General features: G+C 44.3%; 24 protein-coding genes. 8 read left to right on the top strand and 16 right to left on the bottom strand.

Annotated features, from left to right (window positions below; translation table 11 throughout):
* The 6 genes from QMA41_RS15800 to htpX form a co-directional block, all read right to left on the bottom strand.
* Window positions 1-1,239, bottom strand: coding sequence for a cyclopropane-fatty-acyl-phospholipid synthase family protein (locus QMA41_RS15800; RefSeq protein WP_281630124.1), 1,239 nt, complete (start codon window positions 1,237-1,239; stop codon window positions 1-3).
* Window positions 1,236-2,033 (bottom strand): DUF1365 family protein, encoded by a 798-nt coding sequence (locus QMA41_RS15805; RefSeq protein ID WP_019275711.1) that lies wholly within the window; start codon window positions 2,031-2,033, stop codon window positions 1,236-1,238. Before QMA41_RS15805 ends, QMA41_RS15800 begins: the two co-directional genes overlap by 4 nt.
* Window positions 2,033-3,313, bottom strand: coding sequence for an NAD(P)/FAD-dependent oxidoreductase (locus tag QMA41_RS15810; RefSeq protein ID WP_281630125.1), 1,281 nt, complete (start codon window positions 3,311-3,313; stop codon window positions 2,033-2,035). The genes QMA41_RS15805 and QMA41_RS15810 overlap by 1 nt, the downstream gene beginning before the upstream one ends.
* Before the next feature lie 12 nt (window positions 3,314-3,325).
* The gene (locus tag QMA41_RS15815) at window positions 3,326-4,051 is read right to left on the bottom strand and encodes an SDR family NAD(P)-dependent oxidoreductase (protein WP_019275713.1); all 726 of its coding nucleotides are present in this window, start codon (window positions 4,049-4,051) and stop codon (window positions 3,326-3,328) included.
* Window positions 4,048-4,467: a nuclear transport factor 2 family protein gene (locus QMA41_RS15820; RefSeq protein ID WP_006962799.1), complete on the bottom strand. Its 420-nt coding sequence runs from the start codon at window positions 4,465-4,467 to the stop codon at window positions 4,048-4,050. The genes QMA41_RS15815 and QMA41_RS15820 overlap by 4 nt, the downstream gene beginning before the upstream one ends.
* Window positions 4,468-4,652: 185 nt before the next feature.
* Window positions 4,653-5,513, bottom strand: a complete 861-nt coding sequence (htpX, locus tag QMA41_RS15825) for a protease HtpX (RefSeq protein ID WP_006962801.1) — start codon at window positions 5,511-5,513, stop codon at window positions 4,653-4,655.
* A 308-nt stretch (window positions 5,514-5,821) separates the two neighbouring features.
* On the opposite strand from htpX, the gene QMA41_RS15830 reads away from it, so the two are divergent.
* Window positions 5,822-5,989, top strand: a complete 168-nt coding sequence (locus QMA41_RS15830; protein WP_006962802.1) for a hypothetical protein — start codon at window positions 5,822-5,824, stop codon at window positions 5,987-5,989.
* A gap of 68 nt (window positions 5,990-6,057) precedes the next feature.
* On the opposite strand, the gene bioD is transcribed toward QMA41_RS15830, so the two are convergent.
* Genes bioD through bioB form a run of 4 tightly spaced genes read right to left on the bottom strand, consistent with a single transcriptional unit; the run spans window position 6,058 to window position 9,725 of the window.
* The gene (bioD, locus tag QMA41_RS15835; RefSeq protein WP_065741499.1) at window positions 6,058-6,741 is read right to left on the bottom strand and encodes a dethiobiotin synthase; all 684 of its coding nucleotides are present in this window, start codon (window positions 6,739-6,741) and stop codon (window positions 6,058-6,060) included.
* The gene (gene bioC, locus QMA41_RS15840) at window positions 6,738-7,541 is read right to left on the bottom strand and encodes a malonyl-ACP O-methyltransferase BioC (RefSeq protein WP_281630126.1); all 804 of its coding nucleotides are present in this window, start codon (window positions 7,539-7,541) and stop codon (window positions 6,738-6,740) included. Before bioC ends, bioD begins: the two co-directional genes overlap by 4 nt.
* Complete coding sequence (locus tag QMA41_RS15845; RefSeq protein ID WP_281630127.1) at window positions 7,541-8,686, bottom strand: 8-amino-7-oxononanoate synthase; 1,146 nt, start codon at window positions 8,684-8,686, stop codon at window positions 7,541-7,543. Before QMA41_RS15845 ends, bioC begins: the two co-directional genes overlap by 1 nt.
* Window positions 8,673-9,725, bottom strand: coding sequence for a biotin synthase BioB (gene bioB / locus QMA41_RS15850; protein ID WP_038510604.1), 1,053 nt, complete (start codon window positions 9,723-9,725; stop codon window positions 8,673-8,675). The genes QMA41_RS15845 and bioB overlap by 14 nt, the downstream gene beginning before the upstream one ends.
* 133 nt (window positions 9,726-9,858) lie before the next feature.
* Here bioB and bioA point away from each other — a divergent pair, with 133 nt between their 5' ends.
* Window positions 9,859-11,136 carry an adenosylmethionine--8-amino-7-oxononanoate transaminase gene (bioA, locus tag QMA41_RS15855; RefSeq protein WP_281630128.1) on the top strand — a complete coding sequence of 426 codons (1,278 nt, stop codon included), beginning with the start codon at window positions 9,859-9,861 and terminating at the stop codon, window positions 11,134-11,136.
* Between the two features lie 45 nt (window positions 11,137-11,181).
* Here the strand turns inward: bioA and QMA41_RS15860 are convergent, their stop codons facing one another.
* Window positions 11,182-11,847: a DUF2057 family protein gene (locus QMA41_RS15860; RefSeq protein ID WP_281630129.1), complete on the bottom strand. Its 666-nt coding sequence runs from the start codon at window positions 11,845-11,847 to the stop codon at window positions 11,182-11,184.
* A gap of 74 nt (window positions 11,848-11,921) precedes the next feature.
* Window positions 11,922-12,938 carry a porin gene (locus QMA41_RS15865; RefSeq protein ID WP_281630130.1) on the bottom strand — a complete coding sequence of 339 codons (1,017 nt, stop codon included), beginning with the start codon at window positions 12,936-12,938 and terminating at the stop codon, window positions 11,922-11,924.
* Between the two features lie 517 nt (window positions 12,939-13,455).
* Between QMA41_RS15865 and dinG the strand changes: the two genes are divergently transcribed.
* The 5 genes from dinG to QMA41_RS15890 are packed head-to-tail and all read left to right on the top strand — an operon-like array spanning window position 13,456 to window position 18,171.
* The gene (gene dinG, locus QMA41_RS15870) at window positions 13,456-15,528 is read left to right on the top strand and encodes an ATP-dependent DNA helicase DinG (RefSeq protein ID WP_281630131.1); all 2,073 of its coding nucleotides are present in this window, start codon (window positions 13,456-13,458) and stop codon (window positions 15,526-15,528) included.
* 19 nt (window positions 15,529-15,547) lie between these two features.
* Window positions 15,548-16,327, top strand: coding sequence for a TSUP family transporter (locus tag QMA41_RS15875; RefSeq protein WP_006962810.1), 780 nt, complete (start codon window positions 15,548-15,550; stop codon window positions 16,325-16,327).
* Complete coding sequence (locus QMA41_RS15880; protein ID WP_019275721.1) at window positions 16,324-16,872, top strand: primosomal replication protein; 549 nt, start codon at window positions 16,324-16,326, stop codon at window positions 16,870-16,872. The genes QMA41_RS15875 and QMA41_RS15880 overlap by 4 nt, the downstream gene beginning before the upstream one ends.
* 1 nt (window position 16,873) lies before the next feature.
* The gene (rsmS, locus tag QMA41_RS15885; protein ID WP_019275722.1) at window positions 16,874-17,038 is read left to right on the top strand and encodes a pleiotropic regulatory protein RsmS; all 165 of its coding nucleotides are present in this window, start codon (window positions 16,874-16,876) and stop codon (window positions 17,036-17,038) included.
* The gene (locus QMA41_RS15890) at window positions 17,035-18,171 is read left to right on the top strand and encodes a cupin domain-containing protein (protein ID WP_281630132.1); all 1,137 of its coding nucleotides are present in this window, start codon (window positions 17,035-17,037) and stop codon (window positions 18,169-18,171) included. Before rsmS ends, QMA41_RS15890 begins: the two co-directional genes overlap by 4 nt.
* A 35-nt stretch (window positions 18,172-18,206) precedes the next feature.
* On the opposite strand, the gene QMA41_RS15895 is transcribed toward QMA41_RS15890, so the two are convergent.
* Window positions 18,207-20,324, bottom strand: a complete 2,118-nt coding sequence (locus tag QMA41_RS15895; RefSeq protein ID WP_281630133.1) for a methyl-accepting chemotaxis protein — start codon at window positions 20,322-20,324, stop codon at window positions 18,207-18,209.
* Window positions 20,325-20,546: 222 nt separating this feature from the next.
* On the opposite strand from QMA41_RS15895, the gene xthA reads away from it, so the two are divergent.
* Window positions 20,547-21,353, top strand: coding sequence for an exodeoxyribonuclease III (gene xthA, locus QMA41_RS15900; protein ID WP_099607439.1), 807 nt, complete (start codon window positions 20,547-20,549; stop codon window positions 21,351-21,353).
* A 55-nt stretch (window positions 21,354-21,408) separates the two neighbouring features.
* Here xthA and fabV read toward each other — a convergent pair whose 3' ends face one another.
* The 3 genes from fabV to QMA41_RS15915 form a co-directional block, all read right to left on the bottom strand.
* Window positions 21,409-22,611, bottom strand: a complete 1,203-nt coding sequence (fabV, locus tag QMA41_RS15905) for an enoyl-ACP reductase FabV (RefSeq protein WP_006962816.1) — start codon at window positions 22,609-22,611, stop codon at window positions 21,409-21,411.
* A 179-nt stretch (window positions 22,612-22,790) separates the two neighbouring features.
* A complete protein-coding gene (locus QMA41_RS15910; protein WP_281630134.1) occupies window positions 22,791-25,076 on the bottom strand; it encodes an acyl-CoA dehydrogenase in 2,286 nt (761 codons plus the stop codon).
* A gap of 65 nt (window positions 25,077-25,141) precedes the next feature.
* Window positions 25,142-25,768, bottom strand: coding sequence for a TetR/AcrR family transcriptional regulator (locus QMA41_RS15915; RefSeq protein ID WP_006962818.1), 627 nt, complete (start codon window positions 25,766-25,768; stop codon window positions 25,142-25,144).
* Between the last annotated feature and the right edge of the window lie 106 nt (window positions 25,769-25,874).

The raw sequence follows: 25,874 nt of genomic DNA on the forward strand, positions 1-25,874 counted from the left end.
TCACGCCTTTTGAAAAGTCATGTGGACAGTGCTTATACTTTTAGCTCGAAATCCACCTTCGCAGTAACAGAAATAATATTTCCACATACGGATAAACGTGTCATCAAAGCCTAATTTCCTGACATGGCTTTCGGCTGCCATAAATCTTGTGTGCCATTCTTTCAACGTCTGCGCATAATCTAAGCCTATATCGAACAAGTTCTTCAAGACTAAGTCGCTGTGTGCAGTTGTTGCTTGAGTTAAAGCAGTAATCGAAGGCAGGAAGCCACCCGGAAAAATATACTTCTGGATAAAGTCTACGTTATTACTGTAGTAGTCGTATCTTTGGTCAGCAATGGTAATGGCTTGGATTGCCATAAGTCCTTTTGGCCTTAAAAGAGACTGACACTTTTCAATGTATGAGCCCAAATACTCCTTCCCTACTGCTTCGATCATTTCAATGGATACCAGCTTGTCGTAATGCCCCTTTAGCTGCCTGTAGTCCTTTTTTAGCAGTGTTATCTTATGCTCTAGTCCCTTTTCAGCTATTTGCTGCTGAGCGTACTGATACTGCTGCTCGGAAATCGTTGTGGTTGTAACGTGACAACCATATGTCTCCGCCATGTATATCGCCATACCACCCCAACCTGTACCAATCTCAATAACTCGGTCGCTAGAGGTCAGTTCAAGCTGCTGACACAACCTTTCCATTTTGTTGATCTGAGCCTGCTCTAAACTATCAGCAGCCGAGCTGAACACTGCAGCGGAGTACAACATTTCTTGGTCAAGGAACGTTTGGTAAAGCTCGTTACTCAAATCATAATGAGCACTAATATTTTTAGCCGCATTCTTCTCAGTATTTCGATTGAACCAATGCCCAAGCTGGTAAGATATTCGAGAAATAAAGCTACTCTGACCTTCAATAGAGTCTAGTGTTTTTAAATTTAAGGCCATTAGCTCCATAAGCTTGGTTAAATCTGGGCTATCCCACCAGCCTTCCATATAAGCCTCACCCGCTGCAATACTCCCACCTTTTAGCAATCTGGCGTAAAAGCCCGGATTTTTGACTTCAATTACCGCGTGTAAACAAGACGTCTGTGGTGCACCATAAGTGGTCCTGTTTTCTGACTGTGAGAAAGACTCAATCACAGTTAGTGAACCTGATGTAATTTTTTTTAGGAATGACATTGCCAAACTACGCGCTGTTTTTTGTCCTGTGCTTAGTGACGATGAGTAACCTAAAGTTTGGGAGTTCATCATGTCCTATGCTCCTTAACCTGTTCTCTCGATTTATGTTTTTCAGAAGATACTTCTGACTTTATTTTGTATTTAGGATGAGAGTAAAACGGAGCACCTTTACACCAGAGCTTAAACGCATGCCAGTAGATACCAACCAACATTTTAGCTGCCATTAGCGGTGTCCTAATCAGTTGTTTTAGGAGTATCCTTGATGTAAGCGCTTGCTTACTCATGCTGAGCGTGGCATCAAATTCCTTTTGATCCCGATGGCACTCAAGATGAATTGAAAGCTTTTTCCCTAAGGGTTTTAACCGCCAAACATATTCTTGTTCTATAGGGTTAAAAGGTGACACGTGAAACGCTTTGCTGTGTCGCCACAAAGTTTCATCAAAAGCAGGAACAGCATAGTAATGCCTTTGATTCCAGGGAGTATTACTTACCTCAGCCAACAGATAACGCCAATCTCCATCCTTGTTATAAACATAGTAGAAGTTTACCGGACTGAAATAGATCCCGAGATATCTAAGATGGATGACTGCCTCAACACGACCGTCTACTTTCTCTCCTGTCAGCTCTTTTATCTTGTCAAATACCGCGTGTTTTAAATCTCCCTCTCCTAGATAATCATCACGTTTGAATCTCGCCCAGTGCCACCACTTTTGCCCGAAACCCCACACAGATTTCTCCACTGCACTGATCTGGTCTAAATCGATACAAGGCATAAAAATTGGGTATTTTAGCTGATGCTCTACCGGACTAAAGCGGCGATGTCGTACGTCCCCAACAAGCAATGAGCAACTGTGCTCTGAGTTCATTATGCCGCACCTCTTTGGCGCTCAACTTTGTTGAGCTGTTTAAACTCTCTCACAACATCTAAAGCACTTTTGACCCCGTCCTCATGAAATCCGTTGTACCAATACGCACCACAGAACCATATCTTATCCTGGCCATTTATTTCTTGGCGTCGTTTCTGAGCCTGCATCGATTGCTCACTAAAAACAGGATGATGATAAGTAAACGTTTTGAGCACTTTATTCGGCTCAATCAGGTGCGCGCTGTTTAATGAAACACAGAATGTCACAGGCGCTTGTATATGTTGCAATATGTTCATGTTGTAGGTGAGCGTTGGCGGGCGTTCGCTCTCACCTTGCGCTCCATCTAACCAATAATTCCAAGACGCCCAAGCTGACTTTCTCTTAGGAAGTAAGCTCTCATCAGTATGAAGCGTCACCTCATTCGCTTGATACTCCAACTGACCCAAGACTTCACTTTCAATGCAATTAGCATCGCTAAGCAGAGCTAGCGCCTGATCGCTGTGACACGCGAAAATCACCTGGTCAAAACGTTCGGTTCGATCGTCGAGTTCAATTCGCACGCCAAGTTGCTCTCGACGGACAGACTTTACGGGTGAAGACAGCTTTATGTTATCGGCGAAATCTCTTGTTAGCGGCTCAACATAAGCATTTGATCCTCCTTTAACTACGTACCACTGTGGTCTGTTCAGTACGTCTAGTAATCCATGATTTAGGAAGAAACGAGCGAAAAATTGAAGAGGGAAAGCGCGCATGTCTGCTAGTGTGGAAGACCATATGGCAGCCCCCATAGGTAAGATATAATTGTCGCAGAAATAGTCGCTAAATTTCTCTTCTGATAAGAAGTCTCCTAGCGTTTTTTCTGACTCTTGAGATTGCTCAACTAGCCTTTTTACTTGCTTGTTAAAGCGTAAGATCTCGAATATGAAAGCGTAAAACCTAGGATTGAACCAATTTCTTTTTTGCGCAAAAAGCGTAGATAACGTGTGGCCGTTGTACTCTAATCCGCAATCGTCATTACGAACACTGAAGCTCATCTGCGTCGGTATACCTTCCACACCAATCTCTTCCATCATGGCCATGAAGTGTGGATAAGTTCTATCGTTATACACGATGAAACCGGTGTCGACTGCATAGCTCTCGCCTTCAACCTCAACATTGACCGTCGCTGTGTGCCCACCTATATAGTCGTTGGCTTCAAAAAGAGTAACATCATGTTGCTTGTTGAGATGGTAAGCACATGTCAACCCAGAGATACCTGTCCCGATTATGGCTATTTTCATTTTGGAATCCTCTTACTCTGAGATCAATTTAGCGGTTATTCGCTTTTGCCAGCTGTAAGGCATGGCACCGATGAAACGCAATAGCGTTGTGAATCTTCGAGGGAAGTAAATATATTGTTTTCGATCAGCAAGCCCCTTGCGTATGGCTCGCGATGCCTGTTGTACAGTTACCAACATCGGCATAGGAAATGTGTTTTTATCTGTCAAAGGCGTTTTCACGAAACCAGGAAATATTACTGATACATAGATGTTCTTACTGGCTAAATCGAGCTGAAGCGTTCTGCCCAGATAACTCACAGCGGCTTTGGATGCGCCATAGGCCTCTGCTCTAGGCAATGCCACTTCGCTGGCGATAGAACCCACCAAAGCCACCGTGTGACCAGCTTGAAAATGGTGTTGGCTTGCTTCTATGGCATTGGCAAGACCAACGACGTTGATATCAAACACGCGCTTCACAAGCTGAGCGTCCACAACGCCGTCATCTATGTACTCACAATCACCAGCATTGAATATCCAAATATTCGGCGTGACTGCTAGATTCTCTAACACCTGTTTTGTGCTGGGTAAATCAGTTAAATCGAACTGAAGCGAAGTAATTAAGGTGGAGGATGATTCAAGCTCTTCAAGAGCTTGTTTGTTTCTTCCACAAGCAATAACTTCGTAGCCTTCTCTGGCGTAATCCTCGGCCAGTTGTTTGCCGATGCCAGACGTAGCGCCTGTGATTAAAACGCAAGTCATTGGCCTAGCCTCTGCTTAATCGTCTTTATAACCGACCCAAGCAGTGGAAGATTCTCATAAAGCATTTCGCCAAGGTCGAAGTAATCTCTGTGATATATGACTTTGCCATCTTTAAACTTCAGATGACTAACACCGTTGACTACAACCGTTTTACCTTTTTGTAGCTTGGGGTGCTCTAAAGACATAGACCAAGTCAAGAACCCACTGTCGCCCGATTGCTGGTGCTCTTTGATGTCAAAGTCACAGCGCCTGACATTTGTATAAAGGCTATCGAAATAGCTTTGCAAAGCTTGCCAACCTTGAAGACGATGCGCTGAATCTTCAAAGACAACATCTTGATGATAGACATCATCTAAAAGATAGAGGTTGTTCTTGCTTAGTTGCTGATATATGTGACCAACCGACTCGACGTTCATGTCCTCTCCAATTAGTTATACAAAATATTTTTATGTACAAGTTACAATGAAGATTAGGCAACTTTTATGAGTTGTACAAATATAAATTTTGTAAAAGTTTAATTTGCAGAGTTGTACGGCGATTAAATTAGAAGAGATCAAAAAAGGCTTGATATAAAATCAAGCCTTTTCGTTAAATCAAAAACTTATGAGTTGCGTAGGGCTGCGATACGCTTATCTAGTGGAGGGTGGCTCATCAGCAACTCCGTCATTGAGCGCTTACCATTAATACCAAATGCCATCATTGAACCTTCTAACTGAGATTCATGACTCACTTTTAAGCGCTCCAAAGCTGCAATCATTTTGTGCTTACCTACCAACTGCGCCGCACCTGCATCAGCATGGAATTCGCGGTGGCGGCTGTACCACATAGTAATGAAGCTTGCTAGGAAGCCAAATACAAGTTCAAGAACGATGGATACGCCAAAGTACACCATCATATTGCTGCCACCTTCTTCTTCATCATTAGATGAAACGATATTCGCAATGAAGCGTGATAGGAAGATGACGAACGTATTCACAACACCTTGCATTAGCGTCATAGTAACCATGTCACCATTTGCAATATGGCTCACTTCGTGAGCTAGCACTGCTTCGGCTTCATCTCGAGTCATATTGTGCAAAAGACCCGTTGAGACTGCGACCAATGAATCATTGCGCTTGGCACCTGTTGCAAATGCGTTAATGTCAGCCGAGTCATAAATAGCGACAGTTGGCATACCAATACCCACTTGCTCTGACTGTCGACGAACCGTTTCCAGCAACCAGTGCTCAGTCTCATTACGAGGACTTTCGATCACCATGCCTCCTACAGAGCGCAGCGCCATACCTTTCGACATCATCAATGAAATGAATGAGCCACCAAAACCAAACACCGCCGCCATAATAAGCAGACCAGACAAACTGCCAGGCTGCATACCTGTAACAGCATAAACAATATTTAGAACAACACTTAGGACCAGAACAACGGCCAAGTTCGTTGCCAAAAATAACATTACTCGCTTCATTACTTTTCTCCGAAACAGGAAGCTTAATTATTTGCCTTGGCAATACGAATTTTGCACTTAGGCTTTATATCTAACTCATAGATATAGTCTATCCCTTTTAAATACAAGGGATAGATGCAAATTGAAACATTTGTTTTCTTAACTGCAAAAATTGTGAAAACTTTCAGTAAGAATTCACACCAACAATGCAGAATGTCCGATATATTAATCAACAGTAGTAGCATTAGACTTTGGTCTTATTGTACCTAGACTAAAGCGTGCTAGATTGTACTCAGATTAAAATATCCATGTGTGAAAAGGACAGAATCATGGTTGAAACTAACAACTATCAAATGGCTATTGACCTACTATGCTGCCACCTTGGTATTTCAGAGGAAGAAGCAAAGCAGCAACTTGGTATTTCTTCAGAGCAACAAGCACAAAAACGTATCTCTGATACCCAGCAAGCACTCATGGGTCTAAACCAAGATAAGTAAGTGTCAGATTATAAATACAATAAAGGCTGCCGTATGGCAGCCTTTATGTTTTAGGTCACGAGGAAAAATCAACTATCAATTAGCGTGGACACATCAATATATTTCGCTAGATCTTTTTGTTTAACGCTTGGTACGTAAGGAATCTCACCCAGCTTTGGCGCACCAATTTTTTGTTCCAGCATTTCAATGATTTCTGCGTAATGTTCTGTGCCAGGGTTGACTCTGTTTGCAACCCAACCAATCACTTCCAACCCATCCGCCTTAATCGCATCGACAGTCAACATTGCATGGCTTAAGCACCCCAATTTGATACCAACAACTAGCACCACAGGCAATTTCTCTTGCTGTACCCAGCTAGAAAGACATTTAGATTCCGTGACAGGCACTCGCCAGCCCCCAGCCCCTTCCACCAGGACCACATCCGCTTTATTTTTATGCTCTGCTAATTTTTCACTCAACACTGAGTACTGAATTTCAATACCTTCACGTTGAGCAGCTATATGCGGTGAAGCAGGCAACTCCAAAGCGTATGGATTGACCTCATCATAGTCGACGTCAAGTGTGGAGGCTTTTTGCAGATACAGAGCATCTGAATTTCGGTAGCCTTCGCTTGTTTTCTCGCTACCCGCTGCAACGGGCTTGTAGCCAATTGTTTTTAAGTCCTTTAACGCGAGTGCGTTAAGAATTGCTTTTGAAGCAACTGTTTTACCAACATCGGTATCCGTACCAGCAATAAAAAATGCATCAATCATAGATGAATAACCCCTAAACAAACCTGATAAGTTGCAGGTAGAAGACCTTGATGGTTTTTAAACGTTTGATACGCACGCTCAACCTCGAGTAATGTGCGACGACTCGTTAACCCATGCGAACGGCCGCTTACATGATTGGCTCCGATGCCTTTCAAGTCGCGCATCAAAGAAAATGCGGTATCGTACCAAACCTTTATGGTAGGCAAGTCTAGATGATGACTCTGACAACCGGATTGCGCTAACGCAATTTTTACCTTATTAGCGCTGATAAAATCGTTGACGTGTTGATATGCGTCAATTTGCCTCCAAGCACATTTCAGCTCTTCCAATGAACCCTCGAGCAAGGTAGAAAAATACACTTTGCCCGCTGGTTTAACGACTCTTCGCATTTCTCTCAAGGGACGTGACAGGTCTACACACCACTGCAACGCTAAACTTGAAAATACATAATCAATAGAAGCAGTTTGAAACGGTAAAGCTTCAGCATCTCCAAGCCGATATTGCATACCTGCAGAGCCGCACCTTTCCTCGGCCTTCTTCAACATCTGCTGTGAAAGATCGCAGCAAATAACCAATGCGCCACGCTGGCGCAGTTTTTCGGAAAAAAAACCTGTCCCGCAGCCAAGATCGAGAACTGTTTTATTACTTAAATCTTCAGGTAACTGATTCAGTAACCGCTCCCCAACCATTCTTTGAAAGGCCGCATGGGAATCATAAGTATTGGCTGCTTTACCAAACGCTTCTGCAATGGCGGTTTTATCTTGAGGCCAAGACTCCTGCATCGAAATAGCGTGTTCCATCAATGCACCTTTTCCATTGAAACTTCTATGCTTTTCGCGAGTTTTTTAATTTGCATCACCGAATGATTCGCCGAGAGCGTCACTCTTAACCTTGCTGAATTACTAGGAACCGTGGGAGGTCGAATCGCCGTTAACCAAAAACCCGCACCCTTTAAGTCATTCGCGACTTCCAATGCAGCGCCACTCTTCCCAATCAACAAGGGTTTAATAGGTGTTGAGGTCTCTACATAACCATCAAACGAAGAAAAGTGCTGGGCGTATTCACCTTGCAGATCCGAAAGCTTTTCACGTCGCCAATGTTGAGTTTGAACCATAGTGATCGCATGAGTTAACGCATAAGCTTGTGAAGGCGGCATAGCCGTTGAGTAAACGTGATGTCTAGCAAACTGCGTTAAATAATCACCCAACGTTTTACTGCACATAATCGCCGCTCCCGACAAACCCAGAGCTTTGCCGAACGTCACTATCAGAACATCAGGTTGAACGTTCGCTAAGTCACAACTTCCTCGACCATCGCTGCCCAGAACGCCAATGCCATGCGCGTCATCAACAGCAAGCCAAGACTTATTTTCAGTGACAGCATGAATATCGGCTAACGGTGCGAGATCACCATCCATGCTAAACACCCCTTCAGTCACAACTAACGCGCTTTGCTTCATGATTACCTTCAAATGTTCAGCGTCATTGTGGTGAAAGCGTTTCATCGTCGCAGGAGAAAGCATGCCAGCCTCCATTAAAGAGGCATGATTTAATTTGTCTTGGATAAGCAGATCATCTTTTTCCAACAAGCTGAAAAGTAAGGCCTGATTGGCCGAAAATCCGGAGCTAAACAATATCGCTCGTTCAAAGCCAAGCCACTCACATAACGCGGCTTGTAGATCTGAGTGCGCTTTTGAGTGCCCAGTAACTAGAGGAGATGCACCACTTCCGTTGCCATACAGATCCAAGCCCTTTTGCCAAGCATTTGACAGCTCTTTGTCTGTTGCGAGTCCTAAGTAATCGTTGCTGGAGAAATTGGTAAACAGGCTGTCTCCATGCGTTAGCGTCGTGCTATTACCTGCTCCAACCATGCGCATACTGCGCTCAAGCCCCTGACGTTTTCTTTCGTTCAGGGCTCGATCAATGCGTTCACTAAACACTGGCATCGTAAAACAGATCATCCTTGGCTGGACGTGCAGCAACACGCTCTACCACACGATCAAGCAGATCATTTTCCTCAATTTCATCTGGTCGCTGGGACACTTCTTGACTGTTGATGCCCAGCTTATTGAACAGCTGCATATCTTTGTCTTCGGAAGGGTTAGGTGTAGTCAGCAACTTGCATCCGTAGAACACCGAGTTAGCACCTGCCATAAAGCACAGCGCCTGCATCTGCTCGTTCATATCTTCACGGCCAGCAGATAGACGTACTGCTGACTTAGGCATCAAAATACGTGCGATCGCTATAAGACGAATAAAATCGAATGGCTCAACATCATCGACTTCTTCAAGTGGTGTCCCTTTGACTTTCACCAACATGTTGATAGGCACGCTCTCAGGGTGAGTCGGTAAATTTGCTAGCTCAACTAACAGACCAGCACGATCATTGGCACTTTCCCCCATACCAATAATCCCGCCAGAACAGATTTTCATACCGGCATCACGTACGTGAGACAAGGTATCTAGACGATCTTGGTATGTACGTGTAGTAATAATACTGCCGTAGAACTCAGGAGAAGTATCAAGGTTGTGGTTGTAATAATCCAAGCCTGCATCAGCCAGTTCAGCAGCCTGTTCAGGTGTGAGCATGCCGAGAGTCATGCAGGTCTCAAGCCCCATCCCCTTCACGCCCTTAATCATTTCTGTCAGGTGAGGCATGTCACGAGCCTTTGGGTTCTTCCAAGCGGCTCCCATACAAAAACGTGTAGACCCAGCACTTTTGGCTTTTTGGGCTGCATCAAGCACGCGTTCTACTTCCATCAAACGCTCTTTTTCAACATCTGTCTGATAACGAGCACTCTGCGGGCAATACTTACAATCTTCAGGGCAGGCGCCAGTTTTAATTGAGAGCAATGTACTGACTTGTACGTGGTTGTGTTGCTGATAGTGACGGTGAACTAGCTGCGCTTCAAAAAGAAGATCCATAAACGGCTTTGCCATTAATTCGCGAACTTCGGCTACCGTCCAGTTGTGACGTACTTCCACGTGTATTCCTTACTATTATTGTTAGTTTCTTGACTTGGCTAGTCTACCGACGCGATGTAAACTGTCAACACTATTAAATTTCAAAAGTTTACATATGGTTACTATATGACCATCTATCATTAAGGAAATATTGATGGATCTCGACTTTGACCGCCGCCATATCTGGCATCCCTATACATCAACACTAACACCTCTGACCTGCTATCCAGTCACCTCAGCGAGTGGTGTTTACATACAGCTTGAAGGTGGAAAAGAGCTGATAGACGGAATGTCTTCTTGGTGGTCAGCAATTCACGGCTACAACCACCCTGCCTTGAATAACGCGGCTCAAGAACAAATAGGTAAGATGTCCCATGTCATGTTTGGCGGCATAACTCACGAGCCTGCGATAAATTTATGCAAGAAGCTGCTTTCTCGCGCGCCTAATAATCTCGAACATGTATTCTTAGCTGACTCTGGTTCGGTATCTGTCGAAGTAAGTCTAAAAATGGCACTTCAGTACTGGCATGCGAAAGGTGAGAAACGCCCTAAGTTCTTAACGCTCAGGGACGGCTATCATGGCGATACGTTCGCCGCGATGTCAGTGACAGATCCAGACAACTCAATGCATTCGCTATACAAAGGTTTTCTTCCGGAACACATATTCGCAAACTCACCAAAAACTGGTTTTCACCAAGAGTGGGATGAAGCAGATCTGGATGATTTCAAATCTAAGCTGGAAACTCATCACACTGAGATCGCGGCCGTCATCCTTGAGCCCATTGTCCAAGGTGCTGGTGGTATGCGGATATACCATCCGAGCTTCCTAAAAGGTGTAAGGAAGTTATGCGACCAATTTGGTGTTCTGTTGATTCTTGATGAAATCGCAACGGGTTTTGGCCGTACAGGGAAGATGTTCGCCTGTGAACACTCAGATGTAGAACCCGATATTCTGTGCGTAGGCAAAGCGCTGACAGGTGGGTACATGACACTGTCAGCCACTCTCGCATCAAAAGACGTCGCTGACACTGTATGTGGAGGCGAAGCAGGCTGTTTTATGCATGGTCCCACGTTTATGGGTAATCCACTATCTTGCGCAGTGGCAACCGCCAGTTTAGAGCTATTAGAGCACGGAGACTGGCAACATCAGACACTTCAGATTGAAACTGCGTTTTCAGAGTTGCTGCCTAGATTAAAACGATATGACTTAGTCGCCGATGTGAGGTGGTTAGGTGCAATTGGAGTCGTTGAGACAACTAAACCAGTCAATATGAAAAAGATACAACAACTATTTGTTGAGCAAGGCGTATGGATTCGCCCTTTCGGTAAACTCATCTATATGATGCCACCATTTATTAGTGAGCCCGATCATATAGAAAAGCTTGTTGGAGCAATTGAAAATGCCCTATTAGAGCCTACTTGCTTTAATTAGATACATATTAAAAAGGCTTCCAATAAGAAGCCTTTTTAAATCAAATTAGTCTTGCTCAATCATCCAGCGTTTGAAGTTTTTTCGCTCTTCATCACTTGCACGTAAGTACCAGAGTTTCAGTTGTAATGTGTTTTCAGTCTCTGTAACACCGGCAATAGTAGTGGTTGTTTTCTCACCTGATGCGAGAGGCTCACTCTGTTCTAATTTCGCGAGTTCTTCTTTCAGTTCCACTACTTTACCTGAATCAAAAACTAATCCTCTTTCTTTGTTGTATGTATCAACTAAAGCAGGAACATTTGAGTATGGGAACGCGCCCTCTGCTGGTGGCAGCATTTCCTGCGTATCGGTTACAGTTTTACCATCAATCGTGAACTTAAAAATAGGCTCGCGTTTACTTACTTTTGTTTCAATATCGTCTAGTCGTTTAGAGACAAGCTCTACTTCCAAAACCTCAGCATTTTCTAAGTCCAAGGTAACGATATAAGGACGTGAAGAGTAATATTCACGCTTATGACCATTCTTCAACTTGCCGCTAAACTCAAAAACAAACTGATTATCACCGTTAACTAGTTCGTAATCCTCGTTTTTGATTTTTTTGCCATTCAGTACTTCAGCAGAAATACCACCGCCTAAATCCAAATCAAGCGCCAGAGAAGGCAGAGAAACAGCAGTCGCCAGTACAGCCAGAAATAAAGGTTTAATTGTTTTCACGTGGTATTTCCTTTTTAAATAACAAAAAGCCAACGCTTTCGCGTTGGCTTTAACATATCCTAAATGACTAGCAATTAGAACGTGTAGTATGCACCTAGAACAACTGTGTCAGCATCTTGGTTAGCAGTGCTTGCAGTCCAGTCGTTAGAAGTTTCAGCAGTTTGGTATTCGCCGAAGATAGTTACGTTGTCTAGTAGAGCGTAGTCAACACCTACAACCCAGTTAGAAGTGTCACCGTTTGCATCAGCACCAGAAACTGTTTCTTCGTCTAGAGACATTACAGCGTAAGTAGTGTAAAGGCGAGTCTTCTCGATAGTGTAAGAAGCAGCTACACCGTATGCATCACCGTCTTGGTAGTTTGTAGAGTCATCGAATAGACCCCAGCTCTTGTTACCTTCAAACGCACCGTAAGTCGCAGCGAAGTAGAAACCTTCAACGTCAACAGAAGCAGAAACACCCATTACAGAGTAGTCTGTGTTTGCAGCTTGCTCACCAGTTACGTAAGAAGCACCAACAGAGAACATGTCGTTGATTGCCCAGTCAAGAGACGCACCAAACGTGTTGTCGATATCTTCGTTAGATTCAGTGTTAACGTCAGCAACGAATACTAGACCGTCAGTAACTTTAGCTTTGAATACAGCGCCGTGGCCTGCAGATTCTGCACGGTGACCACCAGTAGAACCCATGTACTCACCTTCGTTAGTGATGTCGTCTTTCTGGATAGCATCCATAGAGTCAGCTAGATCACCAACTTCACCTACTGCAACACCCCATACGTCAGTTTTAACACCTACGTATACATCGTCAAAAGTAGCATCGTTGTCTGTTGAGTCGTAACCAGAACCAGATTCGATTTCAAAAGAAGCAAAGCTAGTTAGAGAGTCGCTGATTTTGTGCTCAGCATCTAGCTGGATTTTAGCCCAAACGTTTACATCTGGATCAGTTGAAACGTTGTTTACTTCTTTCTTAGCTAGGTAAGCGTCAACTTCACCTTTTAGCTTAACTACAGACGAATCTGTGCTGTAAATCTCGCCAGCGCTAACAGTTGTTGCTGCTGAAGCAACTAAAAGTGCTACTAGAGTCTTTTTCATAATAATCCACTGCCTTTTCTATAGAATGGGGAAATCCTTATCCGGTTCCCTTTATGTTTTTTGATGACAACTCAGAACTCTAACTGGTCAGATGTTGTCGCCACTAAAATTCGGGGTCTAGATTGCAAAAGATTCAGCTACCTGTCAAATGACCTAAATAAAACAAATAAAAAAACATAAAACACTTTAAATACATATGGTTACATGTATACAGAGCGTTTTTTCGAGCAAGTTATAATCAAATTAAGTAAATTATCATCAAAAAGTAAAATGCAGTTTTGCGATATTTTAAACTAACAAAAGTAAACACATGGTTAACAAGCAGAATTTTCATCTACATAAAAAACACTTATGAAGAGATATATTTTTAAATCTAAAAATATGCTCTAAGTTTATGAAGGTTCAGTTTTTTTTTGTGAAGGAGATCTAGATTTGATATGAAATGCTCTCATTTCGTGAACTACTTATCATTTAAAAAAATGTGGTAACATCGCCTTCCCTAGTTAAAGGCACCAGTATGACCACCAGTAAAATCCAGCAATCCATACGTACCAGTTATCAAAATTTACAATCTCAGCTGGATAACTTTGTACCTCGCAGAGCTCAAAACTATTTAGTTGCAGAAATCGCCAAATCCCTATGTGGTGAGTACCACAAATCAACACGAATGATTGTCGCTGAAGCAGGGACTGGTATCGGTAAGTCACTCTCTTATTTGATGGCGGCGATCCCAGTGGCTTTGTTCAATAACCGTAAGGTTGTGATCTCGACGGCGACGGTCGCGCTGCAAGAGCAGTTGATCAGTAAAGACCTCCCTTTATACAGAAGACTGATTGACAGAGAATTTTCTTTCATACTAGCCAAAGGCAGACAACGCTATTGTTGCGCAGAAAAACTCGCCGCTGCATGTGGAGCAGATGGTGGTCAAATGGCGATGTTTGACAGCAAACCAAAGCGCAAAGACATCGAGCAGCTTGAGTTGATGTATAAGAAGCTTGCGCAAAACAAATGGGATGGTGACAGGGATTCTTGGCCAAAGCCGATTTCTGATGAAATTTGGCAGTCCATTGTCAGCGACAAACACAGCTGTAACAACAGCATGCCCGTTCACCGTGACTGCCCTTTCCAAAAAGCGCGTTCAGAACTCGATAAAACCGATGTGATCATTGCCAACCATAGCTTAGTTATGGCCGATGCTGACCTTGGAGGCGGCGTCATTCTTCCTGAGCCAGAGAATACTATTTACGTATTTGATGAGGCTCATCACCTTCCTCATGTCGCACGAGACCACTCGTCAGCCGCAGCAAGTTTAAAAGGCGCTGCAAGTTGGCTCGAGCGTTTGAATCAGTCTGTAACTAAGTTTGCCAACCTTGCAGATGAAAAACGCGTAGGCCGGTTTCGCAATGAATTGCAAGACGCAGTTCAACAATTGATTCCTTCACTGACTCAACTTGCGAGTCGTTTTAATGCAGATCAATTTGAAGAAGGCTGTTATCGGTTTGAGAATGGTGAGTTACCCACATGGTTAGAAGAAGAGTCTAAACAATTAAAGATTGTCACCCAAAAAGGAGCGCAGTCTGTCGCAAAGATTGCAGATCTTATTGCTGAGCGAGTGAAAGATGGCGAGCTTGCTAGCCGACTTGCCGAACCTGCTTTAGCCGAGCTTGGTTTTTACATTCAACGCATGGATAACCTTGCCCAAGTCTGGAACTTAATGGCTGAGCCTCAACGAGAGAAAGGCGCGCCTCTAGCGAGATGGCTGGAAGTCGCACCTGAACGAGAAGGCGATTTTGTTGTCAATGTGTCACCTTTGGAAGTTGGGTGGCAATTAGATCAACAGCTTTGGAGCCGCTGTATTGGCGCGGTGCTTGTCTCTGCAACCATGCGAGCGCTTAACTCGTTTAGCTTCTTTTGTCGACAAGCTGGGATAAGTGAGAAGCCAGAAGACGGCGTGAGATTCTTAGCTTTAGCTTCTCCGTTTGATTATCAAAACCAAGCGGAGCTTAGAGTGCCCAAAATGGCTTATGAACCTCAAGCTCCTCAATTTACCGATAGCTTAATTGAACGACTGCCAGAATTGATTGAAGAGAATAAAGCCAACTTGGTGTTGTTTTCATCCTACTGGCAAATGAATCAAGTCACGGACGCGTTATCGTCATACTTTATAAAAAAAGGTTGGTCACTACAGGTTCAAGGTAAAGAATCGCGCTCAGAGATTCTAAAAAAACATAAAACCTTAGTACAATGTAAGAAAACCAGCATCTTATTTGGTACCGGAAGTTTTTCAGAAGGTCTTGATCTTCCTGGAGATTTACTTGAAAACCTAATCATTACCAAGATACCTTTTGCCGTCCCTACTTCACCAGTGGAACAAGCTCACGCAGAGTATATTGAGAGCAAAGGTGGAAACCCATTTATGCAAATCACAGTACCTGAAGCGAGCAAAAAAATGATTCAATCTGTCGGCCGTCTGCTGCGAAAAGAGCGAGATTCTGGTACAGTCATCATCCTTGATCGTCGTATCGTTACTAAGCGATATGGCAAGGCTCTACTCGACTCACTGCCACCATTTAAACGTGTCATCGAATAACTAGAATATAAGAAACTGTATGGAACTTTTTGAACCAACAATGTTGTTGGTGTTAGCGCTGGTTGCTTTTGTGGCAGGTTTTATCGATGCCGTAGCTGGCGGTGGCGGTATGCTTACCGTACCTGCTCTGCTTTCCCTTGGCTTACCACCACATATCGCGTTAGGTACCAATAAGCTGGCAGCTACGTTCGCGTCATCAACAGCAGCGTTTACTTATTATAAAAAGCGACTGTTCAAGCCTCATTGCTGGGGTCGAGCGTTTATCGCGACTTTAATTGGTGCAACGCTTGGGACCCTAGTTGTCGATCTAATTAGTACCGAATGGCTGGAGAAGATTCTCCCTATCATCATTCTGCTGGCCGCGATTTACACCATCTGGCACAAAACACCACAATCAAACAGCAATGAGATGCCACAACCTTGCCCTAAGTTTAATAAAAAACAATATATTCAAGGGTTCAGTATCGGGTTCTATGATGGCGTTGCAGGCCCAGGGACAGGCGCATTTTGGACTGTCAGTTCAATGGCACTGTATCGATTGAACATTTTGCTGGCATCGGGATTATCGAAAGCGATGAACTTTACCAGTAACTTCACCTCGCTGATCACGTTCGCCATCCTAGGTCACATTGATTGGGTGCTGGGGCTGACTATGGGTGTTTGCCTAATGGCAGGCGCCTTTGTTGGTGCTCATTCGGCAATACGATTCGGCGCTAAATTTATACGCCCTGTATTTGTTACCGTTGTAAGTATCCTTGCCGTGAAACTTGCTTATGAAGCGTGGTTTGTGAATCTATGAAGCAATTTGGCCAGCTATCATCGTTATTAGAACAGTTGGAACAAGAAGCCACTCTGTTGGATAACCAAAGAGGTGAACATCAGCAAGCCCTTTTCGACCAAAAACTATTTCGCTGCCAATCCAAGCTTCTGACGCCTTACACTTATGAAGTACATGAAACACTCGACAAAATTCTCTGCGAGCAGTCAGCAGCAACACTATCAGCTGAACAAGCCGAGTTTTTGTCTGAAAAACTCTTGTGCCAGATTAGCGCAATTAAACGAGAATTAGCGACAACGGTTCTCAGGCAGAACGAACCTACTGGCAAGTCATCCAGTCAACGCAACCTTAACGAACTTTATCAAAATTTGGCTCAGCACCAACAATGGGAACAACGGCTCAAAGTGTTGGTGAAAAACAAAGAGCAAGAACATAAGCTCGCCACGCCAAGAGATAAGTCTCTAGCCGCACAAACTTTGCAGTCTGCTCAACGTCGTTTGCAACGATGCCAGCACGCTAAAGTCAAAATTGAAAAGCAAATTAGTTACAAAGAGCGAAACCAGTAATATGTCCTCAAACTCGTCCGAACTGGATCAAGCACCTGATGAAATAAAACTCGCAGTGGATCTCATCTATTTAATTGAAAGCAATGAGATAGCTCCCGAAGTGGCACTTGCAGCCATCAACATTGTTAAATCTGATTTGGAAAACAAATTGGAGAATAAGTCATGAACTATCCACTGAGTTTTGACATGGCTGAGTTTCTTGCTCAATACTGGCACAAGAAACCGACTGTGATTAAAGGCGGATTCAATGATTTCATTGACCCTATTTCTCCAGACGAGTTAGCAGGACTTGCCATGGAGGAAGAGGTAGATTCTCGTTACATTTCCAACTTTAAAGATAAGTGGTCAGCACAACACGGTCCTTTTGATGATTCTCTGTTTGAAAACCTGCCTGAGTCCCATTGGCAATTAGTGGTACAAGCTTGCAACCATTGGCACCTAGGCGCAGCCGAATTAGTAGAACCATTCAAAAAGCTTCCCAACTGGTTATTTGACGACTTAATGGTGTGTTTTTCTGCCCCTGAAGGTGGCGTTGGGCCTCACATCGACCAATATGATGTTTTCATTATCCAAGGCAGTGGTAAACGACGCTGGCGTGTTGGCGATCTAGATAAAGGTCAGTATAAAGAGTCAATTCAAGCCGGAGCTTTGCGTCAGATTGAAGGCTTTGATGCCATCATTGATGAAGTATTGGAACCCGGTGACATATTGTACATCCCGCCAGGTTTCCCTCACGAAGGGAATACACTGGAACCGAGCATGAGTTACTCAATGGGCTTTCGCTCCCCTAAGGAGCAAGAACTGCTCAGTAATTTCGCTGACTATGTGCTAGCGAATGAAAAAGGCGATGTTCATCTGCATAACCCAGAAATGACTGCTCAGCATCAATACGGCGAGATACTCAACGCTGACTTAGATAAGCTGACAACCATGCTTCGATCTGCCCTACAATCAGAATCTGATATCCGTGAATTTATGGGGGGTATGCTAAGTCAATCTCGCCATCAGCTCGATATTATTGAACCTGAAGAGCCGATCAGCACTCTGGAAATCTACCACCACTTAGAATCACTAGGCAGTTTACGCAAAGTCTCTGGTTTACGTGCGCTCTACCATGAGAACGAATCTGCACATGTTTACATTAACGGTGATGCTTACCCAGCTGAGTCACCGCACCTCGTCCACCTACTGTGTAATCAAGAGTCGATTGAGATCGAACCCATCGACGGCAAGTTATCTGACTCACAAATGCAGCTGCTTACAACACTGGTTAACCTTGGTTACTGGTACCTAGATTAAATAGCAAAAGGGCCTCATCAAGAGGCCCTTTACTTTTATACTTTAAACTGACTCACCAGTTGTTGCTGTCTTTCTGAGATATTTCCGATTTGCGTGCTGACGGTTTCAGACTCTTCTGCTTGAGATAAGATCTGTGCGCTCAAGTCACGGATGTTGCTGACACTCTGATTTACTTCCGCAGATACCGACTGCTGCTCTTCAGCGGCTTTCACGATCTGCGAGTTCATATCATTGATGGACGCAATCGCATCAAAGATATTGTTGAGCTGAGAAACCGCTCTTTCAACTTGTTGGGCGGAATCATTCGCTAAATCATTACCATCTTGGATCGCTTTAACCACATCCTGCGTCCCTTTCTGTACATCTTCGATCACCTGACGAATTTCACCAACTGACGATTGAGTGCGACTAGCTAGACTGCGAACTTCATCGGCAACTACAGCGAAACCACGGCCCTGGTCACCCGCTCTCGCCGCTTCAATAGCAGCGTTTAGTGCCAGAAGATTCGTTTGCTCTGAAATACCTTCAATAACCGTTAGTATCTCGGTAATGTTGGCGTTGTTTTTCGCTAACTCTTCAACAACAGGAACTGCTGCCGTCATTCTCTCTACTAGTCGGACCATCTCATCTTGAGACTGCTCAATAACCTTCTTACCTGAGTCTGCAGCAACGTTGGCTTTTTCAGCTTCACTCACTGCTATTTCCGCGTTTTGAACCACAAGACCTGCCGTTTGTGTCATTTCTTCAGAAGCGGTTGCCACCAAATCGACTTCTTTAAACTGAGAATCACTGCTGGTTCGAGTTTGCTGAGCTGCGATTCGAGACTGCTCTGTCGTTGTACCGATCTGCAGCGTCGTTTCTACGACATCACTAATAATTGACTGAAGCTTATCAAGGAATTTATTAAATCCTGTGGCGAGCTGACCAATCTCATCTTGAGATTTCACATCCAAGCGTTGAGTTAAATCCCCTTCGCCAGATGCAATATCATCCAACCTCCCAACCACTTCACGAATTGGTTTAACCAAACGAGAAGCCATCACCGCGATGGTCACTAAACCGAAAATAACCAAAATCGAGCCAGCAAGTACTTCGGTTTTCACACTCGACTCCACTTGATGGCTGATGGTTTGATCGAGCATTTCTGCATCTGCCAACACGCTGCTTCTTGGCATATCAAATAAGACGCCCCAAGTTTGATTGGCAACCATAATAGGGGCAAATACGCTCAGCCATTCACCATCACTACTCCATTGGGTTTGAACTTCCTGCCCAAACAGAAGATCAGTCAGTTGATCACTGGAAAGTGTTTTGCTGTCGAACGATTGTCCAATGGCACGAGAGGAATCGTCACTAGCAATCAATGAACCATCTAGGCTGATGATATTGACATTACCACTACCGTTGAAGAGCTGGCTGTCTGACTCGACAACAATACCCGACATCGCATCAAGTCGAAGATCAATACCAAAGAAGCCAATCACAGTATCATCGATCATAATAGGAACGGATATTGAGGTAGCGAGAACCTGTCCACCAGCTTGGTTAATGAGTCTTGGAGTGCTGACACATGAATCGCCACTGGAAAGCGGGCAAAAGAATCGCTCGCTGTTTTGAGTATCTTCCAGCGCCGCTTCACTCAGCACATTAGACACAACATTCTCACCGTTTTGAGCGGTTACCCAGTAAGGTGCAAACTGCCCTCTTTCGTTCGAGCCCACATACTCCGCATCAACATAGTTGCTGTCTTCACCATCTAGCATGTTAGGCCTGAAGACAAGATAAGCGCCCTGAATTGAATCAAAGCTCAGTACCGATTTGCGAACCATTTCATCCAAAGCCGTACGCAATTCCTCGCTATCACCAAAATTTTCTTCAGTATTGGTTTTCAAAAACAGCGCATTGGACGCGAGCATTTCCGCTCGATATAAGGCTTCATTAAGATATTCAGCCACTTCAGTGGCATTCAGTAGTGCTCGTGTTTCAAGCAGTTGCTCTGACTTGTTGATCACAGACTCAGCACTTTGTGCCTTAATCTGTTGTTGGTTAGTCACTGCGTTGTAAACAGAAAATCCGATCAGGGATAAAGAAGTAATGAGCAGGCAGCAACCTGCAAGAAGGGTAATTTTCCATTGAACGGAAAGGGTTCGCATAGTACATCCTTATGAGCAAACTCATTCATATCGCATGAGAACGAAAACTAAATTCTACATTTCGAGACCAATTACAACATATTGCAATCAATTATCAATCGAAAGTTTACAGATATGTTAATACAAATACACCAACTGTTAACTTTAGGCGGTTACTAAAGAAAGTGGTAATATCTGGGGAAATTTCGATTCGTTGAATTATTTCAATAACAAGGAATAAAAATGAAAGTTATCAGCTTTAACATCAATGGTCTTCGCGCACGCTTGCATCAACTGCAAGCTGTCATCGATAAACATCAGCCAGACGTAATCGGTCTTCAAGAAATCAAAGTGCATGATGAAGCCTTCCCTATCGAAGACGTTGAAGCTATGGGCTACAAAGTCTACTTCCATGGTCAGAAAGCACACTACGGTGTTGCTATGCTATGTAAGAAAGAACCGCTTTCTGTGCAGAAAGGCTTTCCAACTGACAATGAAGATCACCAGAAACGTATGATCATGGCGACGTTTGAAGACGACAATGGCGAGAAAGTCACCGTGCTCAACGGCTACTTTCCACAGGGTGACAACATCAGCCACGAAACCAAGTACCCGTACAAACGCCAGTTCTACAAAGACTTGATGACTTACCTTAATGATCACCACAACAACGACGAACAGCTTATCGTGATGGGTGACATTAATATAAGCCCAATTGATGCCGATATCGGTATTGGTGAACCTAACCGTAAGCGCTGGTTAAAGACGGGCAAATGTTCTTTCCAACCAGAAGAGCGCGAATGGTTGAAAACACTACTGGACTGGGGATTCGTGGATACCTTCCGTCAGCTTCACCCTGAGGTAGAGGATCGTTTCTCGTGGTTTGATTACCGCTCACGTGGTTTCGATGACAACCGTGGGCTGCGAATTGACGTTGTACTCGCGACACCAAAGCTCGCTGAGAAATGTATTGAATCAGATATCGACTACGAACTGCGTGGCATCGAAAAACCATCAGATCACGCACCGATTTGGTCAACGTTTAAGTAAAACAAAAAATCCGGAGCCTAGGCTCCGGATTTTATTTCGAACTGAGTGCAATCAATTAGATAGCAATAAAATCTGCTTTGTAGTCTGGGTTAACATCAGCGTCATAATCTACGCCTTCCGCACCAAAACCAAATAGCTTCAAGAACTCTTCTTTATACTCAACGTAGTCAGTTAGCTCTTTTAGATTCTCAGACGTGATTTGTGGCCACAAGTCACGACAATGCTGTTGAATATCGTCACGTAGCTCCCAGTCATCTAGACGTAGGCGGTTCTTGTCGTCGACTTCAGGCGCAGAGCCATCTTCTTTGTATAGACGCTGGCTGAACATGCGGAAGATTTGCTCCATACAACCTTCGTGTACGCCTTCTTCACGCATTTTCTTAAATACCATTGCGATGTACAGTGGCATAACAGGAATTGCTGAACTCGCTTGAGTCACGACAGACTTCAATACCGCTACGTTAGCAGTTCCGCCTGTTGCAGAAAGCTTCTCGTTTAGAGCAGTCGCCGCGCGGTCTAGATCCATCTTAGCTTTACCTAGTGCACCATCCCAGTAGATTGGCCAAGTAAGCTCAGTACCGATGTAGCTGTATGCAACTGTCTTACAACCTTCAGCTAGAACGCCAGCTTCAGACAACGCGTTGATCCAAAGTTCCCAATCTTCGCCGCCCATTACCGTGACAGTGTCTTTGATTTCTTCTTCCGTTGCAGGCTCAACGCTTGCTTCGATAATGACATCTTTGTTGGTGTCTACGGCTGTTGAAGTGTAAGTCTCACCGATTGGCTTTAGAGACGAACGAATCACTTCGCCTGTTTCTGGCATTTTACGTACTGGAGAAGCCAGTGAGTAAACCACCATATCGATTTGACCTAGATCTTCTTTGATTAGGTCGATTGTTTTTTGCTTCGCTTCGTTAGAGAAAGCGTCGCCATTCAAGCTCTTCGCGTAAAGACCTTCTTCACGTGCAAGCTTTTCGAATGCAACTGAGTTGTAGAAACCTGCTGTGCCTGGCTTTTTCTCTGTGCCTTCTTTTTCAAAGAACACACCGATAGTTGAAGCACCGCCACCAAATGCCGCAGCGATACGAGAAGATAGACCGTAGCCACTTGAAGCACCAACAACAAGAACACGCTTAGGCGCATTTTTGATTGGGCCTTGTGCTTTTGTGTAAGCAATTTGTTCTTTTACGTTAGCTTCACAACCCACAGGGTGCGTTGTAGTACAGATAAATCCACGAATTCTAGGTTTGATGATCATATTCAACTTCCTTTAAAAAACTTCGCTAGGATAAAAGGTTCAACGCCAGTTCGCATCTAATTTCTGTAAAAATGTCGGTAAAATGCAAGTGGTTGGAGCTCTTTCATACGAGTTTTAGATTTCGAGCAAAAAGAAAGGCACCGGTTAAGGTGCCTTTACTCAATATAGGTCAGCGAGCTCTAAGCCACGCTATCTAACTTTGGCTTTACCCGAGCTTTACCTGTTCTCACTTCGCTAAAGTCATGGCTAAAGTCATCAACTTGAATCGCTTTGTAGCGCAGCGCATCTGCTGCAACGATTTGGTCGACTTCGTCCTGAGTTAGCACATTAGCTTCTAGCGCTTGTGCCAGACGATCTTTAAGTAGGCCTTTGCGGGCAACTTTACCTTCTTTAGCAGCACGCATCAGTTTACGTTCAAGGCTCTTCACACCATACATCGCAAGGAAGGCATTCTCCATTAGACCAACGCTATCATCCGCTTCTTTACCAACATAGCAAAGGTGCGTCAGACGGTCTCGATGCGCCCCTGGTGTCATTAAGCTTTCTGCCAATTTCACGGTTAGCGTGTCACTTGGCTTAGCGAAGTGGTTCCCTAATGGGAATATCAACACCTTAAGTAGACGACCAACGGTTTTTTGCGGGTAGTTAGTAAACGCTTCTTGAAGTGATTTCGCAGCATTATGCAGACAGTGTTGAACCGCGTAATGCACGTAATCAAGATCTTGCTGCTGACGCCCTTCGTCTTCGTACTTCTTAAGCGCCGCTGACCCCATGTAAAGGTAAGCCAGCACATCACCAAGGCGAGCAGAAATCATTTCTTTACGTTTTAGATCACCACCCAAGGTAGCCATTGCAATATCCGCACTCACTGCCAACGCACGACTTATACGTGTCAGATCTTTGTAGTAACCTTGAGTTGGGCCACTCATATCGGCTTTGATAAAGCGAGAGCCTGTAAGGGCTGCACCAAATGCGCCAAAAGTGTTCTTGGTCGCGTGAGCGATGTGTTTGAACAGCAAGTCATCAAACTCTTTAGCGCCTTGTTTCTCATCAGGATTGGCCGCTGCTTCCATCTCTTTCAATACGTATGGGTGACAGCGAGTCGCACCTTGACCAAAAATCATCAGGTTACGGGTCAGAATGTTTGCACCTTCCACCGTGATTGCTACCGGAATACCGAGGTAAGGCGACGCTAGATAGTTCATCGGACCATCCTGAATCGCTCGACCAGAATGAATATCCATTGAGTCATTGAGAATAGTACGCGCCATTTCCGTCATATGGTATTTGGCAATCGCAGTCACAATGCCTGGCTTCTCTTTAAGATCCAGAGACGTTGTTGTTAGAGTACGCGTCGCTTCAAGCAAGTAAGTCAGGCCACCGATTCGGCCCATCGCCTCAGCAACACCTTCAAACTTACCAATCGACATACCAAACTGTTTACGAACATAAGCGTAAGCGCCCGTAGTACGTGACGTTAGGTGACCAACTGCAGTACCTAGTGCCGGCAGAGAAATACCACGACCCGCAGAAAGACATTCCACCAACATACGCCAGCCTTTACCGGCGTAATCCTGGCCACCGATCAGCCATTCCATCGGAATGAAAACGTCTTTCCCGCGCGTTGGACCATTCATAAACGCAAGACCTAATGGGTCATGACGTTCACCAATTTCAACCCCTTTGTGGGACGCTGGGATAAGCGCACAAGTAATGCCTAGCTCTTTCTTATCGCCCATCAAACCATCAGGATCGTACATCTTGAATGCAAGGCCAAGTACCGTTGCCACTGGTGCTAACGTAATGTAACGCTTATTCCAGTTAAGGCGGATACCCAACACTTCTTTGCCTTCGTGTTCACCATAACAAACGATGCCATCATCAGGGATACCGCCAGCGTCAGAACCAGCTTCAGGGCCTGTTAGGGCAAAACATGGAATGTCGGTACCGTCGGCTAAACGTGGCAACCAGTAATCTTTTTGTTCTTGAGTACCATAGTGAGAAAGCAGTTCACCTGGGCCTAGAGAGTTAGGTACCATCACACAGACCGCTGCACTAATACTGCGCGTTGCAATACGTGTAACAATAGTAGAGTTGGCTAACGCAGAAAACTCTCGACCACCGTATTCTTTTGAAATAATGAGTGAGAAGAAACGCTCTTTACGTAGGTATTCCCAAACCTCAGGAGGTAGGTCACGGTCTTCTTTTACGATCTTATGATCGTCCAACATACCAAGTAGCGTTTCCAACTCGTTATCAACGAAGGACTGCTCTTCTGCGGTCAACGTTGGTGTTGGATACTTGTGTAGCTTAGAGAAGTCTGGGCGACCTGAAAACAGCTCCCCATCCCACCAAACGCTACCCGCTTCCATTGCTTCCTTCTCCGTGCTGGAAAGCGGTGGTAGTACTTTTTTAAACATTTTGAAAGCTGGGTCACTGACCCATTTTCTACGTAGAGAGCACATAATCAGATCCTTTTGTTCACAGTTGGTGGTCCAATTTATATTTGTTTTATGTTTCGATTTTTGTATTACTCAGCCGCTACACCTGCTGCTAAGTATGGAATAAGCTGATCGACAACAGATTTCGCGTCCATCTGCTTTCCGTATGCATTTTCTGCGATTTCCATTAACGCTTGGCTTGAAGCCATAGTGAATACACACGTACCCAGCGTGAAATGGAGTCGCCAAAATAATTCTTCCTGAGACAGCTTAGGATTCGCTTTCATCACTGACTGAGTAAACAGAGATAACGCATCCTGATAACGAGTGGTGATGAACCAACGTAAGTGGCCTTGTACATCGGTATAGCCACGGCCAATCAACAGCATAAAACGGCTGGTTCCATTCGGTCTGACATCGTTAAGTGCACGCAGTGGCCCTCTTAGCGATTCAAACACATCCGCCATTTCATAACTTTCATTAAGATTAAGATTGATCAACGCGTCTTGAACCGCTGGCATGAAAGCTTCCAAGTAACGGTTTAAAACCGCTCTAACCAGAGTTTTCTTGTCGCCAAAGTGATAGTTCACCGAAGCTAGGTTGACACCCGCTTTGCTGGTAATCGTGCGCAATGACGTGTCATTGAAACCATGTTCAGCAAACAGAGCTTCCGCAACATCTAGGATTTTCTCTTTGGTCGTATTTCTCATCGACATTTCAATCACTCGTATTAAACAACTGTTTGAAATATACAACCGAAACAATTAACCAACAAGTTTTTAACATCACATTTTTGAAGATTGGTCCGACCAGATTGCAAGT

The sequence above is a fragment of the Vibrio sp. St2 genome, assembly GCF_947311885.1.
GTDB classification, from domain to species: Bacteria; Pseudomonadota; Gammaproteobacteria; order Enterobacterales; family Vibrionaceae; genus Vibrio; species Vibrio coralliilyticus.